Source organism: Reinekea sp. G2M2-21 (genome assembly GCF_015687175.1).
GTDB lineage: Bacteria > Pseudomonadota > Gammaproteobacteria > Pseudomonadales > Natronospirillaceae > Reinekea.
Genome location: NZ_JADPQG010000001.1, coordinates 223,090 through 239,515 on the forward strand (window position 1 = coordinate 223,090; position 16,426 = coordinate 239,515).

Genomic DNA, 16,426 nt, shown 5'->3' on the forward strand with positions numbered 1-16,426 from the left:
GATGATCAGTATTAAACACGTTGACCAACACTATGGTGGCACACAGATTTTGTGGGACTTGAATCTGGAGATTGAAGAAGGTTCCTGTACCTGCATTATGGGACGCAATGGCGTCGGTAAAACCACCTTGCTGAAAACGTTGATGGGGCTTTTACCTACAACGCGCGGGGAGATTTTATTTCAGGGCCAACCGTTGCACAGCAAAACAGCCGAATACCGTGCACCCGCCGGTATAGGTTACGTACCCCAAGGGCGTGAGATTTTCCCGTTGCTGACCGTCGAAGAAAACCTGCGCTTGGGGTTGCCGGTTCGCAGCGACAAAGCCAAAGATATTCCAGAGAAAATATTTGAACTGTTTCCCGTGCTCGCCGATATGATGAACCGTCGTGGCGGCGATTTGTCGGGCGGTCAGCAACAACAATTAGCCATTGGGCGCGCTCTGGTGATAGATCCGAAAGTGCTGATTCTCGATGAGCCCAACGAGGGAATTCAACCCAATATTGTTAAGCAGATCGGCGATGTCATTCTCAAACTCAATGCAGAAGAGGGTTTAACGGTTATTCTGATTGAGCAGAAACTGGGTTTCGCCCGCCGCGTGGGGAAGGAATTTCGCTTAATGGAAAAAGGCAAAATTGTCGCCAGTGACAAGATGGACAATCTGAATGACGAACTGATTCGTCAGTATCTGGCGGTGTAATGCATGGCACGCGATGCAGGAAATAACACAACTGAGCCGAGGGTGGACGGCAATCATTCAGACATATTGGAAACAACAGAAATTGCGCCGGCCAGCCACTGGGCCGCTTTTTTGCGCTTGAAATTCGCGAACACCTCACGGGGTGTTCGGTTGGTGGAAAAAGAGCACAAAGGACCGTTGTATATACAAAAACCTTTCTACCCGGAGGGCGTTGCAGTTCCCCACGCTTATTTGCTGCATCCACCCGGTGGTCTGGTATCAGGAGATCATTTAAATATTCATGTACAGGTAGAACCCCATGCCCATACGCTGGTGACGACCCCTGGTGCAGGGCGAATGTATCGCGCTCGAGAGGATGAGTCTCCACAAGAGCAAAGCGCGACCCTTGAAATCGCCGAAGGTGGTGTAGTGGAGTGGTTACCATTGGAAGCGATTCTTTTTCCGGGCGCGCACGCCAAAGCGACGAATCGGATTTTTTTGGCCGAGCAAGCCAAAGTTATTTTCTGGGACGTGGTGTGTTTGGGCTTACCGGCGAATGGTTTGACATTTGATCGGGGATCGTTCAATCAGAATTTGATGATTTACCGGAACGATCGTTTGATGTTACAGGAACGTTTGGTTCTGAACGATGACAGTCGCGATTTTCTGCAGGCGTCCATCGGTTTTCAACAACACCCGATTCAGGGGTTGATGGTCGCCGGTCCGTTTTTAGACGATACCAATACTCTGGTTGACGAACTACGCAATCTTGTCGGGGCAAGTAATGCGCTGGTGGGGGTGACTCGGGTCAGCGATTTTATCGTGGTGCGCAGCTTGGGCGACTGCAGTGAGCAGGTGCGCGAATCGTTGACACAGCTGTGGAGCCCCATCCGAAAAACATTGCTCGGACGGGAAGGTTGTCCACCCCGAATCTGGAATACCTAATCGCGAATTTTAACAGGACAGAAGCATGGAATTGTTACCAAGAGAAAAAGATAAATTGCTGGTGTTTACCGCCGCTCTGTTAGCGGAGCGGCGATTGAATCGTGGTTTGAAACTGAATTACCCGGAAGCGATGGCGTTCATCACCATGGAGATTATGGAGGGCGCCCGCGATGGCAAAACCGTCGCTGAGCTGATGGCGTTTGGCAAAACGCTGCTCTCAGCCGAGCAGGTTATGCCCGGTGTCCCTGATTTGATTCACGAGGTTCAGGTGGAAGCGACCTTCGCGGATGGCACTAAATTAGTCACGGTGCATGAGCCCATTTGCTGAACCAGTTAACGAACACAGAATAATGAAACTGAGCCTCCCAACAGGGGGCATGATCCATAACGCAGTGAAACGAGGGCGTCATGATTCCAGGTGAAATAAAGGTTGCCGCAGGCAACATCGAACTTAATATCGGTCGCGCGACACAGACCATCCGCGTGGAAAATACCGGCGACCGGCCCGTGCAGGTGGGTTCGCACTACCATTTTTTTGAAGTGAATCCCGCATTGCAATTCACGCGCGAAGTAACCAAAGGTTATCGGTTGAATATTGCTTCTGGCACCGCTGTGCGGTTCGAGCCCGGCCAAGGGCGTGAAGTGGAATTGGTGGAGTACGCAGGCAGTAAAACTATCTATGGGTTTCGCGGCGAAGTGATGGGCGCATTGCAGCAAGGAGATCGCTCATGACTAAATCGATGGATCGTACCAGTTACGCGCAGATGTTTGGACCAACGGTTGGTGATCAGGTGCGTCTGGGGGATACCGAATTATGGATTCAGGTTGAAAAAGATTTCACCCGGTACGGAGACGAAGTGAAATTCGGTGGTGGTAAGGTCATCCGCGACGGTATGGGGCAGTCGCAACGACCGTCTGCTGAGACCTTGGATTTGGTGATCACCAACGCACTGGTTCTGGATCACTGGGGTATTGTCAAAGGCGATGTCGGTATTAAAGAGGGGCGAATCGTTGGTGTCGGCAAAGCCGGTAATCCGGATGTACAGGACCAGGTGGACCTGATCATTGGTCCGGGAACCGAAGTCATTGCCGGTGAAGGTTCGATTCTCACGGCCGGTGGTATTGATGCACACATTCATTTCATCTGTCCTCAGCAAATTGAAGAGGCGTTGATGTCCGGTGTCACCACCATGATTGGCGGCGGGACAGGTCCCGCGACGGGCACCAACGCCACCACCTGCACACCCGGCCCGTGGTATATTGGAAAAATGCTGCAGGCGACAGACAGTCTGCCGATGAACTTCGGATTTCTTGGTAAAGGCAATGGCAGTTTACCGGAAGCGTTGGCGGAACAATTGGAGGCCGGCGCCTGTGGTTTAAAATTGCACGAAGACTGGGGAACCACACCGGCGTCCATTGATAACTGCTTAACGGTTGCCGAAAAATACGATGTGCAGGTCGCTATTCACACCGACACGCTGAACGAATCAGGTTTTGTTGATGACACGATTGGCGCGTTCAAGGATCGGGTGATTCACACTTATCACACGGAGGGCGCCGGTGGCGGTCATGCGCCGGATATCATTCGAGCCTGTGCTTACCCGAATGTGTTGCCGTCATCGACGAACCCAACCCGACCGTACACGCACAATACAGTCGATGAGCATCTGGACATGCTGATGGTGTGTCACCACCTAGATTCCAATATCCCTGAAGATGTCGCTTTCGCAGATTCCCGTATTCGCAAAGAAACCATTGCCGCGGAAGATCTGTTTCACGATCTCGGTGCGTTTAGCATGATCGCTTCCGACTCTCAAGCGATGGGGCGAGTGGGTGAGGTGGTCACCCGCACCTGGCAAACGGCACACAAAATGAAAGTGCAGCGCGGCCTGTTGCAGGAAGATCTGGCGCTTGGTGCTGACAATTTCCGCGCCAAGCGGTATGTCGCCAAGTACACCATTAACCCGGCCATTGCGCACGGTATTGCTCACGAAGTTGGATCCATCGAAGCCGGCAAACTGGCGGATCTGGTGCTGTGGAAACCGGCTTTTTTCGGCATTAAACCGTCGCTGATTCTGAAAGGCGGCATGATTGCAGCCGCACCGATGGGTGACCCGAATGCGTCCATCCCCACACCACAACCGGTGCACTACCGGGAGATGTTTGGCGCTAAAGGCAAAGCTTGCGCGGCAACATCGTTGACCTTTGTGTCGCAAGCGGCACTGGACATTAAGGTCGGCGAAAGTCTGGGCTTGGATCGCACATTGGCGGCGTGCAAGAACACCCGCAACATCCGCAAAACGGACATGATTCATAACGATTGGATGCCCGATGTGACGGTGGATCCACAAACCTATGAAGTGCGCGCCGATGGCCAGTTGTTAACCTGTGAACCGGCGACCGAGTTACCGTTGGCACAGCTGTATTGTTTGTTTTAACGATTACCGCAGACAGTCGGTTTAACCCTGAACGATTTGAAATGAAATAAGCAGGAAATCATCATGCTGGAAGTCACAGAAAGAATAGGCATGCATTGCCACGAAAAAATAGACGCGGTTGTGGTTTTGACCCATGAACAACGTGAGCGCGGCCGATTAAAACTCACCAGTAAGACCGGTGAAGAGGTTCGAGTTTTTCTGGAGCGCGGCAAGGCGTTACATGTTGGTGAATACCTGAAAACCGAATGCGGCAAAGTTGTCCAGGTGGAAGGCGCCTTGGAAGCCGTCGCGCACGCCAGTTGTGAAGACTGGCACACCTTTGCCCGCGCCTGTTATCACCTTGGTAACCGCCACACCAAAATTGAAGTGGGTGAACGTTGGTTGCGCATTAAACCGGACCATGTTCTAGAGGACATGCTGCATCAGATCGGTTTGATCGTGACCCATGAAACATCTGTATTCAAACCAGAAAGCGGAGCCTATGCGCATGGTCATCACCACCACTAGCGCCAGCCTGCTGCGACTTCTGCAACTTTCCAGCGTCAGTCTGCCGGTGGGCGGGTTTTCTTTTTCGCAAGGGTTGGAAACCGCTATCGACCAGGGTTGGGTTCGCGACTTGGCCGCAACACAACAGTGGTTGACGCTGCAATTGCATCATTCCATTGCGCGTATTGATCTGCCAGTGTTGCGCGGCGCTATGGTCGCGTTGGCGCAAAATGATACTGCTCAATGGCAAGTTTGGAACGACATTGCCTTAGCGAATCGTGAAACCAAAGAACTGCGTTTTACTGATACTGCCATGGGGGATGCCCTGAAACGCTTATTAAAAACGCTCGATGTAGACGTGCCGCATACCGAGATCGGCGAAACGAGTTTTGTTACTCTGTTTGCCGTGGCTGCGCACGCTTGGCAGATCAATGTTGAATTGGCTGCCCAGGGGTTTGTCTGGTCCTGGTTGGAAAATCAGGTCGCCGCAGCCACCAAACTGGTGCCGTTGGGGCAAACTCAGGCGCAACGTTTACTGGCAGATCTGCAAAACGATATTCCGGTGGCCGTCGAATGTTCGGCCAGTCTTGACGAATTTACGCTCGGCGGCTCGTTGCCGGCGCTGGCTATTGCCAGCAGCCTGCACGAAACCCAATACAGCCGCCTGTTCCGATCCTGAAGGAGAAAACTATGTCTAAACAAACGTTACGTGTAGGAGTCGGTGGTCCGGTTGGCTCCGGTAAAACGGCGTTACTGCGATCATTGTGTGCGGCCATGAAAGATCACTACAACATTGCCGTGGTAACCAATGATATCTACACACAAGAAGATGCCCAGTTCCTGACCAAAAACGAAGCGCTGGAAGCTGATCGTATCCTCGGTGTAGAAACCGGTGGTTGTCCACACACCGCCATTCGTGAAGACGCTTCGATGAATCTGGCGGCCATTGATGAACTCATGGCGCGGCACGGAGAATTGGATGTCGTCTTTGTGGAGTCCGGCGGTGATAACCTCAGCGCGACGTTCAGCCCGGAGCTGTCCGATTTTACTATATACGTCATTGATGTTTCCGCAGGCGATAAAATTCCGCGCAAGGGTGGACCGGGTATTACCCGATCCGATCTATTGATCATTAATAAGATTGACTTAGCACCGTTGGTCGGAGCCTCACTGGAAGTGATGGATGTTGATACCAAACGGATGCGAGGTGACAAACCCTACATTTTTTCAAATCTGAAACAGGCCACCGGGTTGGATGACATCATTGCCACTATCGTCCGTGAAGGCATGTTGGAAGAAAAAGTATTACCGCCTGCGTTGGCGGTGGTGTAAATCGAATATCTATAACTGTTACGACTGGAGAAATTTATGAAAAAAATGGCGATCATTCCGGCCCTGTTTCCCTTGTTAGCCTCAGCACACGACAGTGTGAACACCAATACGGCCATTCATGCGTTGGAACATAACCTTAATAATCCTTTTTTCGCATTAAGTCTGTTGCTGGGCTTATCAATGCTGACGCAGGTGGTGCGCAAGGTTATTAAGAGATAGTTGACTGAAGATGGCTGCGTGGTCGAACCGGTTTTCGGTTTGACTGCGTTGAAGAACCATTACAAGGCGTCCTAATCTACTGTCCAAAACCTACAAAGCCTGACCGACCATTGCATGTGAGTGCTGTGAACCTTTTGATGCGAGTAAAAATACCGCTTCAGAAAAGGGCATTGCCGCCGACACTGACTCCTCTTAGTCTAATCGGATATCCATAATGGCGCTGATCGCAATCAGGTGTTGTCCCGAGCTGGCAAGTTGTCCAGTCGTCAGTTCGTTATGTTCCCTCAGCCACAACCAACCGTTATCGACCGCCACGATCTGACCATAAAGATGTGTCGTCGTTGGAGGTTGCCATTCTGAGTTTTGGTTGAGGTTAAAACCTGGGGGTGGCGGTGTGAATTGTATCCACGCCATTTTTCCGATAGTACTGGCAAAAAGGCGACTCGGATGAGTGTCTTCCGATTGGCTGTTTAATTCATTCTGTTCACAGCTCGCTAAAATGATGAGCACAACCGAGAGTGCAATGCACATCAACAGATTGATTCCTTTCATACGTTCCTCGATGTTGTTTCATTTTTTTTATTTCACAAAATACCGAATAGCGCTCGTTTTTCGTGTGATCAACTTCAAGTTTCTTGACTTTCGGTGCTTGGGTACCTAGCGTCGTTAAAAATTTTTAAACGGGTATCACATTTTGCAACAGGCACACGCGGTATTAGCGGACGTTTATGACGAGGTATTGAATTGGGTGAATGCCGTTCTTGTTGAACAGGGGATTCCGGCCGTGTCACAGATCATCGCGGTACGGGAAATGGCTTGGTCTTTTGTGGCCAGGGTCTCGCATCAGCGGGGAGTTTGGTATTTCAAATGTCTGCCACCATTTTTTTATCACGAACTGGAGGTTACCCATTTTTTAACGAAGCTCGCCCCAAGTACCGTTGCCAATTACGTCGCTTCTGATCCTGAGCGAGGTTTTTTGTTGGTCGAGGATGCTGGCCCAATGTTTCGTGAATGCTTCGACACCGGCTTCGACGCCTCTCTGTGGCTGGATGCCCTGTCGCGATACGCACACTTGCAGATTAACGCTATGTCGCACCCGATGCTGGCCAAGCTGGCCATTCCGGAGCGGAATGCCTATCGTTTGCGCGAGCTCGTCGGCACCGACATTACCCGGTATGTTGAGTTCAACAGTGACGACAAGGCTGAGCAGTTGCGCGCGGAGCATATCGACATCATTCATCGGGCATTTCGGGATTGGGACAGTACCATTGACGAACTGTATCGTTACGGCATTAGCGACACCATCAATCACGGTGATTTACACGATGGCAACCTCGCGTTTGCGCAGCAGGTTCGCATCTTTGATTGGGGTGATGTCAGTCTGACTCACCCGTTCATGTCATTGCGCTCTGTGTTGAGTAGTATCTCCCGGCGGGGTAACATCCCCGAGCGGTCGCCACAGATAGAGCCCTTTATTCAGGCCTATTTGCAACCGTGGACGCAGTTTGCGCCGTATGGCGAACTTCGCCAGATGCTGACCCACGCGCAAAAAGTGTGGTCATTGGTGTCGTTTTTGTCGTGGCAACACGCGTTGCAAAATCAATGCGACCCCCGTTCCGTTTCTTACAATTACGCGTTACCCGCCGTTCTGCGCAGTTTCGCAGAAGACCAAGGATTTTAGATGAAGAAGAAAACCATTTTGTCATGGAGCACCGGCAAAGATTCCGCCTGGTCCACTTACCAACTTCAGCAGCGTGACGATATCGAATTGGTGGGCTGCCTGTGTACTATTAATCAAACCTATCAACGCACCGCTATGCACGCCGTGCGCGTTGAGTTGTTAAAAGCACAGGCTGCTGCACTGAATCTGCCGTTGACGATCATTGAATTGCCTTTTCCCTGTTCGAACGAGCAATACCAACAGATTATGGCGGACGCGACTCAGAAACTGGTGGAGCAGGGTATCGAGTGCATGTGTTTTGGCGACCTGTATCTGGAAGACATCCGCGACTATCGCATTAAGAACTTGGCTGGTACGGGCATTGAACCTGTTTTCCCGCTTTGGCAAAAACCGACCAAAGCCCTGGCACAAGAGATGATTGCTGGCGGATTGAAAACAGTGATTACCTGTGTCGATCCCAAGCAGTTGGATGCCAGTTTTGCTGGGCGTCTGTTTGACGAATCGTTTCTCAATGATTTACCAGAAGGCGTTGACCCCTGTGGTGAAAACGGTGAGTTTCATTCTTTTGTGTACGACGGACCGATGTTTCAAGCCCCTATCGCTATTAAGGTAGGCGAGGTAGTGGAGCGTGATGGTTTCGTCTTCGCCGATGTGACGCCTGCCTGAGCGCTATGGCCGCGAATCGTAATCGACTGGACAGGTGGTTAGCACAGACGCAGCAGCGTCCAATTAAGCAGATGCGGTTGGCGGTACTGCAGGGGCGGGTGCGTGTCGACGGATGCGTGGCGGTGGATCCTACTCAGCTGGTCGACCAGTTTTCGCGGGTTTATTTGGACGACACGCTCGTGCAGCAATGCGCGCCGGTCTATCTAATGCTGCACAAACCCGTAGGGGTGGTTTGTGCCACCCGAGACGATAAGCACCGAACCGTGTTGGATTTAATTGATCATCCCCGCAAGTATGAATTACATATAGTGGGTCGATTGGACCTGAACAGTTCAGGGTTGGTGCTGCTGACGAATGATGGTCGCTGGTCTCGGCAATTGATGAACCCGGAACAGAAAGTGGCCAAGGTTTACCGGGTAACGGTCAAAGAACCCATCACCGATGATTATCAAGTCGCCTTTGAGCGCGGTATTTATTTTGCCTATGAAGACATCACCACTGCGCCGGTGCAAATGTCGCCGCTGTCGGCGACCAGTGTTGAGTTGCGCTTAACCGAAGGCAAGTATCATCAGATAAAACGAATGTTTGGGCATTTTCGGAATACAGTATTGTCGTTGCATCGCCTGGCAATCGGTCCCTATCAATTGCCGGACGACCTGGCAGAAGGGCAGTGGCGCGAGATTTCACTGCCCGGATAACCCATTGAGCGACCGATGTCGCTTCAACGCTACTCTTCACTTGCTCCCTTCTTGACCCGAGTGGCGTTGTTTTGATCGCGGCTAAGTCGTATCTGATCGTCCCCCACCGCAACCTTCGGCCGTTTGGCCGCACGGTCGTACAACACGACATTAGCCGTGGCGGCCAAATTCAAACAACCAATGGTGGGTATGTAAACGACGTGATCAGCGCGATCTATGGTCGCCTGATCGATAGAGCCATCTTCAGGACCAAACAGGTACAGCGCGCGTGGAGGGTGTTCAAAGTCCGACAGCGGTGTCGCACCTTCAATTAAGTCCACACACACCACAGCACAATCTTCCGGAATGGCGTGGAAAAAGTCTTCGCAGTGAATCAAAGGTACCGGATTGTCCGCAGCCTGAGTATCGGTATGGAATTTTCGAGCCCGCTCAAAGCGGGTCCCGGAAAACAGAATTTGATCGGCCGCAAAACAGCGGGCGGCACGTAGTACCGAACCTACATTGGATGGGCTTTGTGGATTGGTCAGCCCGATTACGGCCAACGGTTGGTCAACAGACATGAGAATTCTCAGATTTCTTTACGGAAAGCCGACATCCTAACACGATCTGCTATCGTATCAGTGAGACGAGTTTGCACCGGGTTTAATTTCGAGCCCTTGTTAGCCCATGCGGGATTCAGGGTATTTGAGGAATCAGCGAGCTTCTGAAAGGGAGCTGCGGGCACTTAACCTCTGGAGAGACTATCGATGAGTACACAGCGTCAACCTCAACAAAACAGAGCTGTCGCAACGGCGCGGCCAATTCCACAAGAAGCTTTTGACTGGTACGACGAATATGCCCATGGGCTGATGGATCGCCGTACTTTTATGGCCAAGCTCGGTACCTTGACGGCCTTGGGTTACAGCATGACCTTTTTAACGTCAGCGCTGATGCCCAACTATGCCGAAGCCGAACAGGTCAACTTCAACGACGAGTCGATCAAGGCCAGTTATGTAAAGTTCCCATCGTCCAAGGGCTATGGTGAAGGTCGGGGTTACCTCGTGGTGCCACGTGCGTTGGAAGGTAAAGCGCCCGTCGTTTTGGTGATTCATGAAAACCGGGGTCTGAACCCGTACATTGAAGATGTCGCTCGTCGTTTAGCGACCCAGGGCTATATCGCGTTCGCGCCCGATGCCCTCTACCCCAGCGGTGGTTATCCGGGTAACGACGACGAGGGTCGTGCCATGCAAAGTGCGTTGGACCGTGGAAAAATGGAAGAAGACTTCATTGCCGCAGCGGACTTTTTAAAGAACCACGAACTGAGCACCGGTAAGTTGGGGGCGGTGGGTTTTTGCTATGGTGGTTACATCGTTAACATGTTGGCTGCCGTATTGGGCGATAAGTTGGATGCAGGCGTTCCGTTTTACGGCACCCCCGCCGCTGCGGAGTTGCAGAAAAACATAACAGCACCGTTGATGTTGCAATTTGCAGGGTTAGATAACCGGGTGAACGGCAGCTGGCCCGACTATGAGAAGAACCTCAAGGCTATTGGTGCGGACTATACCGCCTACGTTTACGAAGGGGTGAATCACGGATTCCATAACGACTCAACGGGCCGCTATGCAGAAAAAGAGGCCGAATTGGCGTGGTCACGCACGTTGGCGTTTTTCGACAAACATTTAAAATAGGATAAAAGCCCACCGGTAAGTGAGAGCCAGCAAAGACTTACCGGTGGCACCCCTCTCAGAACATCAGATCGTTTTCTGTCCAACCTTGATTCACCAACAGCGGTTTTATTTCACAATCGCGTCAGTCCGTTTCTCGGCTGTTAACAGGTTCCGTTCAAACGTCTACAATGGCGCTCCGACTTAAGGATTGCCCATGCAGACTGTCTCAATACTGGTGGATGTGCAGAATGTGTATTACACCACGCGCAGCGCCTATAAACGCAGTTTCGACTATAACCTGTTCTGGCAGGTGGTCAGTGAGGGTCGGAAGATCGATACCGCCTATGCCTATGCCATTGACCGAGGCGACGAAAAACAACGTCAGTTTCAAAATATTTTGCGCGCCATCGGGTTCACGGTAAAACTCAAACCCTTTATTCAACGTGCCGACGGTTCCGCGAAAGGCGACTGGGATGTGGGCATTACTATTGACGCTTTAGAATGTGCCGCACAATCGGATGTGATTGTGTTGGTCACGGGTGACGGTGATTTTGCACTTCTGGTGGACAAAATACGCACGACCTACAAAAAGCAGGTGGAGATTTATGGTGTGCCTTCCCTAACGGCCAAGGCCTTGGTAGACGCAGCAGACACCTTCATTTCCATCGATGAAAACCTATTACTGCAACCGAGATGACGAGGAGTACCGGTGAATATCAATATACAACGAGTGGATTACCATAACCCTAGGCAGGCAGCGGACCTGGTTGCCATGTTAAATGCTTACGCGCAGGACGAAATGGGCGGCGGCTCGCCATTAAAAGCACAGGTACAAGAGACATTAGCCGCAGAAATGGCGAAATTCCCGGGTGCCTTTAGTTTTGTGTGCTATGTCGATGATCAACCGGTTGGCCTGGCCAACTGTTTTATGGCTTTTTCGACGTTCAAAGCTAAACCTATTGTGAATATACATGACATTGCCGTGTTCAGTACGCATCGCGGTTTGGGTCTAAGCCAGAAACTGTTGCAAGCCGTGGAAGATGAAGCACGCGCACGTGGCTGTTGCAAGGTCACTCTAGAAGTGCTCAGCGGAAACGACATTGCCAAAAAAGCCTACGAAAAATTCGGTTTTTCCGGGTATGAACTGGACCCTAAAGTTGGTCACGCCCTGTTTTGGGAAAAATCACTCGGCTGAAATTGAAGGACACTGATTTATGCTTCTAATAGGTATGTTCAGTGCAATATGCGTAATTCCGTGAAGTAATTGCACTGAGCGCTCCATATGTTAAGGGCCAAACCGGTTCGCTGATTCGGGTTTGGTCCTTGAATTGTGAATCTTTCGGAAGGGTTTGTTTCGATGGAGCGGTCTTATTGATCAGACCTTCTTCAAAGGTGGGGTTGTAGACGCCATGTCGATCGGTGCAATTGGGTCCGCTCGCATCGACGCAACCTCTTAACCTTTGCCAGCAACTCTGAAACTTGCCTCCTGATGCCATTCACGTCAAGACACCATCTGGCTTCTGCTTCATTCTCCTGAATTAATGTATTGACATTATAATCCATGGATTATAGTGTTGCGGCATGAATAAACACGACAGCGCAAAACAGGCTTTCATCCAACTGAGCAATACCGCCAATTGGTTGCAGGGTAAAATGACGGACATTCTTGTGCCGTTCCAGATCAGTGTGCAGCAATTACGCACGCTGGCCATAGTCGCCCAGATGCCTGAACGACAAGCCACCGTGAAGGATATTCGCCAACGGATGTATGATCCGATGTCCAATGTTTCACGGTTACTGAACAAGTTGATGGAGAAACAGCTGATCCAAAAAGTACGCAGTGCGGAAGATCAGCGGGTGGTTTACATTCAGCTCACCGACGCCGGTCTGAAACTGCTGAATGACGGTCAGGCCGCCTTGGATCAGGGAATGGCTGAGTTAGCCAGTTTGACGACTGAACAGTTCAAACAATTGACCCAGTTGTTAACGCAATTACGACAATAGTGCGAAGCCTGGAAAGGTGCAGGTACCAGAAACCGACAGAGACGTCGGTTTATTTTTAGTTGAATGTAGTCCATGGAAGATAAATCCATGAATAATAAATTAACCGACAGAGAGCAAATTAATGAATGCACTGATAACAGCCAGTTATTCTGCGATAGGGCAGGCGTTAACAAGACAGTTGTTGCATAGCGGCTATCGCGTCATCGCTTTGAACCGCGATGCTGAAAGAACCGAACAGCAACGCCAGCAGGTCCAAACAGAGTTACCCAATGCCGAGTTTCACGAGGTGATTGTCGATCTTGGCAATCCCGCTGATATTCGCCGCGCCATACAGCAGGTTTATTCAAGCCATGAATCGATTGATATGCTGATCAACAACGCAGGCTTCGCCGGGGATAACAGTGTCGAATTGGCGCACGGTGTTGAACAACATTTTCAGATCAACACGCTTGCACCGCTGCAGTTGCTTGAACAACTGCCGCTACATAAACAATCGTTGGTGGTGAACCTCGGCTCCAGTGCCATGCAAATGGTGAATAAACTGCAATGGGATCCGCAATGGCACCGAGTGCATTTTAAAAAAATGTCCGGACCCTATGCCCACAGCAAACTAGCTTTGGCGACGTTAATGCACAAAGAAAGCCAACGCGATGTTCATCGTCAACGAACCTTATTGACGATTGACCCAGGGCCGACAAAAAGTGCAATGTCGCTGTCGGCGGCGATGCCAGGTTGGGTTCGGTTGTTGCGGCCGTTGTTCCGCTCGCCGGAGTCAGCCGCCGCAAAATTATTGCAGATTGCTTTTACGCCAGAACAGGTCAGCGGCAGCTATCTGCAAGGTGGAAAGATTAAACCGATTCCATCTCGCAGTCACAATTCAGATCTGTTTCAGTGGCATCAGCAGGTGCGTTCAACATGGGCTTAAACATCGCGGTGATCGGGGCTGGCGTCGCTGGGTTGGCCTGCGCCGCACTCTTGCAACAGGCTGGTCATCAGGTCACCGTGTTTGAACGCCGCAACAGCATTGGCTCACTGGGAGCAGGGGTCATGTTATGGCCGGATGCATGTGCGGTGCTGGATCGGCTTGGTGTACTGTTATCTGCGATGGCTGTTGCCGGACAGCCCACGGTCATGTTGCGGCAATCGCCGCAGGGTCGCCCGCTGTCGAAAATGGATTTTTCGGCGTTGGCGGCTGGCTCGACATACCCGCTACTGTCGATCTTTCGCGCCGACCTGATGCAGTTGCTTGCGGATGCTTGCGGCGGCATCGACATACGTTTTGGTACGGTCGTGAATGCACAGCGGCTGACCGAAATACAACAGTCCGCTGATCTGGTTTTAGGGTGCGACGGACGCATGCATTCAGCGTGTCGGCAACATCTGGCACCTGTGCATGCCCCGGTTTATTCCGGTATCGTGAATGTCATCGGGATTTGTCGAAATATCGTTGAAACAATGGAGTCAGTTCTCGATACGTGGCAACCCGACTTGCGATTCGGCGTGGTACCTGTGCGTAACAATAGCTGTTATTGGGCGGCAGCGTGGTGCCAGCCTGAAGGCGCTTCGCGAGTAGTTTCGTTGAATGACTTGCGGCATCGATTTCAGCATTGGCCTGTCCAATCTTTTTTAAACGGGACCGATGAGACGTCTTTGCGTACCATCGCCGTGTATGATTTAGACCCGATATCGGTTTGGCACGACCAGAACTTACTGTTACTCGGTGATGCCGCGCATGCACCGTTGCCTACCAGTGGACAGGGAGCCTGTTTGGCGTTGGAGGACGCGGGGACATTAGCAGACGTTCTCGCTGAATCCTCCTCGTTAACGCAGGTGTTCACCGAGTTCACTAAGCGCCGCCATCCGCGCACAACAGCCGTACAGCAACTGGGGCGGAATATGGCGGATCAGTTGTTTCCGAGGCGACGTGCCAATTAAGTCAGCCGCAGCAGATACTGTGGAGAAAGTACTTACTCAGCCGACGGCATTGAGGAGAGCAAATATTTTTGTGTGGCAATAAACCAACCTTATGCAACTCGACTTTGCTTCAGCTTTTGATTGTCCAGATACTCTTCATAAGTTCCCTGAAAACTGACCAACTGATTATCGGTGATTTCGATAATGCGATTTGCCAGGGACGATACAAATTCCCGGTCATGACTGACGAAGATCAAGGTGCCGTCAAAGGCTTTCAGTGCGTTGTTCAATGCCTCAATCGATTCCATGTCCATATGGTTGGTTGGTTCGTCCATAATGAGAACGTTTAAATCCATCATCATAAGCTTGCCAAACAACAATCGGTTTTTTTCACCGCCAGAGCAAACCTTGGCTTTTTTGTTGAAGTCGTCTGCGGTAAACAGCAGGCGACCCAGCAAGCCACGAATCATCAGATCATCGTGTTTCGGTAAGCGCCATTGCGCCATCCAATCGAAGATGGTCAGTTCGTTGTTAAAATCTTCGCTGCTGTCCTGGGGGCAGTAACCTATAACGGCATTTTCCGCCCACTTAACGACACCGCTGCGCACGGTGTACTGATTGAGCAAACACTTTAAAAAAGTTGTTTTACCGGCGCCATTTTCACCAATGATGGCTAGTTTGGCACCGGCTTCCAATATCAGGTTGCCGTTTTCGAACAGATTGCTCTCGTCAAAACCATGCGCCAGATCTTCCAGAATCAGTGCTTGACGGTGCAACTTTTTGTCCTGTTTTAGCGTAATACTCGGGTGCGCGCGGCTGGACCGCCTAACTTCTTCCAGTTTGATTTTATCCATCCGCTTGGCACGGGATGTCGCCTGTTTTGCCTTAGAGGCATTGGCTGAAAAACGATTGACGAACGCTTGCAGATCTTCAATTTCAGCGGTCTTCTTGGCGTTATCGCTCAGTAACTGTTCCTGAATCAAGGTCGACGCGGCCGTAAAGGCGTCGTAGTTACCCGGATAAATACGCAATTCACCATAGTCGATGTCTGCCATGTGCGTACACACCGCATTCAGAAAGTGGCGGTCGTGCGAGATGATGATCATCGTGCTTTTCCGCTGGTTGAGCATGTCTTCCAGCCAACCAATGGTATGGATGTCCAGGTTGTTGGTCGGTTCGTCCAGCAACAATATGTCTGGGTTGGCAAATAATGCCTGTACCAATAGTACACGGAGCTTTTTACCGGGCGCGACCTGTTGCATTAAGCCATAGTGATACTGCGCCTCAATTCCAGCTTCGATGAGTAGGTTTTCAGCCCGGCTTTCTGCCGTGTAGCCGTCAAGTTCGGCAAATTCGATTTCCAATTCGGCGACACGCATACCATCTTCTTCGGTCATGTCCGGGTTTGCGTAGATGGCGTCACGTTCCTGTTTTACCTTCCACAGGCGCTTGTCACCCATGATAACCGCGTCAACAACGCTGTACTCTTCAAAAGCAAACTGGTTCTGGCTCAGAGTGCCCACGGTTTGGCCTGGGGTGATCGACACATTGCCCGAGGTTGGTGTGAGTTCGCCTGTCAGGATTTTCATGAAGGTCGACTTTCCGCAACCGTTTGCGCCGATGAGTCCGTAGCGGTTGCCATTACCAAGTTTAGCTGAGATATTTTCGAACAGCGGCTCAGCGCCAAATTGCATGGTGATATTAGCGGTGGAGATCAAAAA

The 16,426-nt window shown here is 51.1% G+C and carries 21 protein-coding genes; 18 read left to right on the forward strand and 3 right to left on the reverse strand.

What is annotated here, in order from left to right; translation table 11 throughout:
* Position 1: 1 nt before the first annotated feature.
* The 9 genes from urtE to IYN85_RS00955 all read left to right on the forward strand — a co-directional run bounded on the left by urtE (position 2) and on the right by IYN85_RS00955 (position 6,096).
* Positions 2-697 carry an urea ABC transporter ATP-binding subunit UrtE gene (gene urtE / locus IYN85_RS00915; protein ID WP_196156983.1) on the forward strand — a complete coding sequence of 232 codons (696 nt, stop codon included), beginning with the start codon at positions 2-4 and terminating at the stop codon, positions 695-697.
* Positions 698-700: 3 nt separating this feature from the next.
* The gene (locus IYN85_RS00920; RefSeq protein WP_196156984.1) at positions 701-1,621 is read left to right on the forward strand and encodes an urease accessory protein UreD; all 921 of its coding nucleotides are present in this window, start codon (positions 701-703) and stop codon (positions 1,619-1,621) included.
* Between the two features lie 25 nt (positions 1,622-1,646).
* Positions 1,647-1,949 carry an urease subunit gamma gene (locus IYN85_RS00925; RefSeq protein WP_196156985.1) on the forward strand — a complete coding sequence of 101 codons (303 nt, stop codon included), beginning with the start codon at positions 1,647-1,649 and terminating at the stop codon, positions 1,947-1,949.
* A gap of 80 nt (positions 1,950-2,029) precedes the next feature.
* Entirely contained in the window at positions 2,030-2,353 is a 324-nt protein-coding gene (locus tag IYN85_RS00930; protein ID WP_196156986.1) for an urease subunit beta, read from the forward strand.
* Complete coding sequence (gene ureC, locus IYN85_RS00935) at positions 2,350-4,059, forward strand: urease subunit alpha (protein ID WP_230390408.1); 1,710 nt, start codon at positions 2,350-2,352, stop codon at positions 4,057-4,059. The genes IYN85_RS00930 and ureC overlap by 4 nt, the downstream gene beginning before the upstream one ends.
* A 63-nt stretch (positions 4,060-4,122) precedes the next feature.
* Positions 4,123-4,566, forward strand: a complete 444-nt coding sequence (gene ureE, locus IYN85_RS00940; RefSeq protein WP_196156987.1) for an urease accessory protein UreE — start codon at positions 4,123-4,125, stop codon at positions 4,564-4,566.
* Entirely contained in the window at positions 4,547-5,224 is a 678-nt protein-coding gene (locus IYN85_RS00945; protein WP_196156988.1) for an urease accessory protein UreF, read from the forward strand. The genes ureE and IYN85_RS00945 overlap by 20 nt, the downstream gene beginning before the upstream one ends.
* Positions 5,225-5,235: 11 nt before the next feature.
* A complete protein-coding gene (gene ureG, locus IYN85_RS00950; protein WP_196156989.1) occupies positions 5,236-5,877 on the forward strand; it encodes an urease accessory protein UreG in 642 nt (213 codons plus the stop codon).
* A 36-nt stretch (positions 5,878-5,913) separates the two neighbouring features.
* Positions 5,914-6,096: a hypothetical protein gene (locus IYN85_RS00955; protein WP_196156990.1), complete on the forward strand. Its 183-nt coding sequence runs from the start codon at positions 5,914-5,916 to the stop codon at positions 6,094-6,096.
* Between the two features lie 192 nt (positions 6,097-6,288).
* Here the strand turns inward: IYN85_RS00955 and IYN85_RS00960 are convergent, their stop codons facing one another.
* Positions 6,289-6,648, reverse strand: coding sequence for a hypothetical protein (locus tag IYN85_RS00960; RefSeq protein WP_196156991.1), 360 nt, complete (start codon positions 6,646-6,648; stop codon positions 6,289-6,291).
* 142 nt (positions 6,649-6,790) lie between these two features.
* Here IYN85_RS00960 and IYN85_RS00965 point away from each other — a divergent pair, with 142 nt between their 5' ends.
* Genes IYN85_RS00965 through IYN85_RS00975 form a run of 3 tightly spaced genes read left to right on the forward strand, consistent with a single transcriptional unit; the run spans position 6,791 to position 9,141 of the window.
* Positions 6,791-7,777 (forward strand): phosphotransferase, encoded by a 987-nt coding sequence (locus IYN85_RS00965; RefSeq protein WP_196156992.1) that lies wholly within the window; start codon positions 6,791-6,793, stop codon positions 7,775-7,777.
* Positions 7,778-8,443: an adenine nucleotide alpha hydrolase gene (locus IYN85_RS00970; protein ID WP_196156993.1), complete on the forward strand. Its 666-nt coding sequence runs from the start codon at positions 7,778-7,780 to the stop codon at positions 8,441-8,443. It abuts the gene before it with no gap.
* Positions 8,444-8,448: 5 nt separating this feature from the next.
* Positions 8,449-9,141 (forward strand): pseudouridine synthase, encoded by a 693-nt coding sequence (locus tag IYN85_RS00975; RefSeq protein WP_196156994.1) that lies wholly within the window; start codon positions 8,449-8,451, stop codon positions 9,139-9,141.
* 29 nt (positions 9,142-9,170) lie between these two features.
* Here the strand turns inward: IYN85_RS00975 and IYN85_RS00980 are convergent, their stop codons facing one another.
* Positions 9,171-9,701, reverse strand: coding sequence for an RNA methyltransferase (locus IYN85_RS00980; protein WP_196156995.1), 531 nt, complete (start codon positions 9,699-9,701; stop codon positions 9,171-9,173).
* Between the two features lie 186 nt (positions 9,702-9,887).
* Here IYN85_RS00980 and IYN85_RS00985 point away from each other — a divergent pair, with 186 nt between their 5' ends.
* The 6 genes from IYN85_RS00985 (at position 9,888) to IYN85_RS01010 (ending at position 14,726) form a co-directional block, all read left to right on the forward strand.
* Positions 9,888-10,808: a dienelactone hydrolase family protein gene (locus IYN85_RS00985; protein WP_196156996.1), complete on the forward strand. Its 921-nt coding sequence runs from the start codon at positions 9,888-9,890 to the stop codon at positions 10,806-10,808.
* 193 nt (positions 10,809-11,001) lie between these two features.
* A complete protein-coding gene (locus tag IYN85_RS00990; RefSeq protein ID WP_196156997.1) occupies positions 11,002-11,484 on the forward strand; it encodes an NYN domain-containing protein in 483 nt (160 codons plus the stop codon).
* Positions 11,485-11,496: 12 nt separating this feature from the next.
* Positions 11,497-11,982, forward strand: a complete 486-nt coding sequence (locus IYN85_RS00995; RefSeq protein ID WP_370592130.1) for a GNAT family N-acetyltransferase — start codon at positions 11,497-11,499, stop codon at positions 11,980-11,982.
* A 386-nt stretch (positions 11,983-12,368) separates the two neighbouring features.
* Positions 12,369-12,791: a MarR family winged helix-turn-helix transcriptional regulator gene (locus IYN85_RS01000; protein WP_196156998.1), complete on the forward strand. Its 423-nt coding sequence runs from the start codon at positions 12,369-12,371 to the stop codon at positions 12,789-12,791.
* Between the two features lie 121 nt (positions 12,792-12,912).
* Positions 12,913-13,716, forward strand: a complete 804-nt coding sequence (locus IYN85_RS01005; RefSeq protein WP_196156999.1) for an SDR family NAD(P)-dependent oxidoreductase — start codon at positions 12,913-12,915, stop codon at positions 13,714-13,716.
* Positions 13,707-14,726: an FAD-dependent oxidoreductase gene (locus tag IYN85_RS01010; protein ID WP_196157000.1), complete on the forward strand. Its 1,020-nt coding sequence runs from the start codon at positions 13,707-13,709 to the stop codon at positions 14,724-14,726. Before IYN85_RS01005 ends, IYN85_RS01010 begins: the two co-directional genes overlap by 10 nt.
* Before the next feature lie 89 nt (positions 14,727-14,815).
* Here IYN85_RS01010 and IYN85_RS01015 read toward each other — a convergent pair whose 3' ends face one another.
* The gene (locus IYN85_RS01015) at positions 14,816-16,423 is read right to left on the reverse strand and encodes an ABC-F family ATPase (RefSeq protein WP_196157001.1); all 1,608 of its coding nucleotides are present in this window, start codon (positions 16,421-16,423) and stop codon (positions 14,816-14,818) included.
* Positions 16,424-16,426: the final 3 nt, after the last annotated feature.

Excerpts from the sequence above, each read along its gene's own strand:
- IYN85_RS00960 (WP_196156991.1), bottom strand. The coding sequence starts at position 6,648 with ATGAAAGGAATCAATCTGTTGATGTGCATTGCACTCTCGGTTGTGCTC.
- IYN85_RS00970 (WP_196156993.1), top strand. The coding sequence starts at position 7,778 with ATGAAGAAGAAAACCATTTTGTCATGGAGCACCGGCAAAGATTCCGCC.
- IYN85_RS00990 (WP_196156997.1), top strand. The coding sequence starts at position 11,002 with ATGCAGACTGTCTCAATACTGGTGGATGTGCAGAATGTGTATTACACC.
- IYN85_RS00985 (WP_196156996.1), top strand. The coding sequence starts at position 9,888 with ATGAGTACACAGCGTCAACCTCAACAAAACAGAGCTGTCGCAACGGCG.
- IYN85_RS01000 (WP_196156998.1), top strand. The coding sequence starts at position 12,369 with ATGAATAAACACGACAGCGCAAAACAGGCTTTCATCCAACTGAGCAAT.
- IYN85_RS00925 (WP_196156985.1), top strand. The coding sequence starts at position 1,647 with ATGGAATTGTTACCAAGAGAAAAAGATAAATTGCTGGTGTTTACCGCC.
- IYN85_RS00980 (WP_196156995.1), bottom strand. The coding sequence starts at position 9,701 with ATGTCTGTTGACCAACCGTTGGCCGTAATCGGGCTGACCAATCCACAA.
- urtE (WP_196156983.1), top strand. The coding sequence starts at position 2 with ATGATCAGTATTAAACACGTTGACCAACACTATGGTGGCACACAGATT.
- IYN85_RS00955 (WP_196156990.1), top strand. The coding sequence starts at position 5,914 with ATGAAAAAAATGGCGATCATTCCGGCCCTGTTTCCCTTGTTAGCCTCA.
- ureG (WP_196156989.1), top strand. The coding sequence starts at position 5,236 with ATGTCTAAACAAACGTTACGTGTAGGAGTCGGTGGTCCGGTTGGCTCC.
- IYN85_RS00930 (WP_196156986.1), top strand. The coding sequence starts at position 2,030 with ATGATTCCAGGTGAAATAAAGGTTGCCGCAGGCAACATCGAACTTAAT.
- ureC (WP_230390408.1), top strand. The coding sequence starts at position 2,350 with ATGACTAAATCGATGGATCGTACCAGTTACGCGCAGATGTTTGGACCA.
- IYN85_RS00920 (WP_196156984.1), top strand. The coding sequence starts at position 701 with ATGGCACGCGATGCAGGAAATAACACAACTGAGCCGAGGGTGGACGGC.
- IYN85_RS01010 (WP_196157000.1), top strand. The coding sequence starts at position 13,707 with ATGGGCTTAAACATCGCGGTGATCGGGGCTGGCGTCGCTGGGTTGGCC.
- IYN85_RS00945 (WP_196156988.1), top strand. The coding sequence starts at position 4,547 with ATGGTCATCACCACCACTAGCGCCAGCCTGCTGCGACTTCTGCAACTT.
- IYN85_RS01005 (WP_196156999.1), top strand. The coding sequence starts at position 12,913 with ATGAATGCACTGATAACAGCCAGTTATTCTGCGATAGGGCAGGCGTTA.
- ureE (WP_196156987.1), top strand. The coding sequence starts at position 4,123 with ATGCTGGAAGTCACAGAAAGAATAGGCATGCATTGCCACGAAAAAATA.
- IYN85_RS00975 (WP_196156994.1), top strand. The coding sequence starts at position 8,449 with ATGGCCGCGAATCGTAATCGACTGGACAGGTGGTTAGCACAGACGCAG.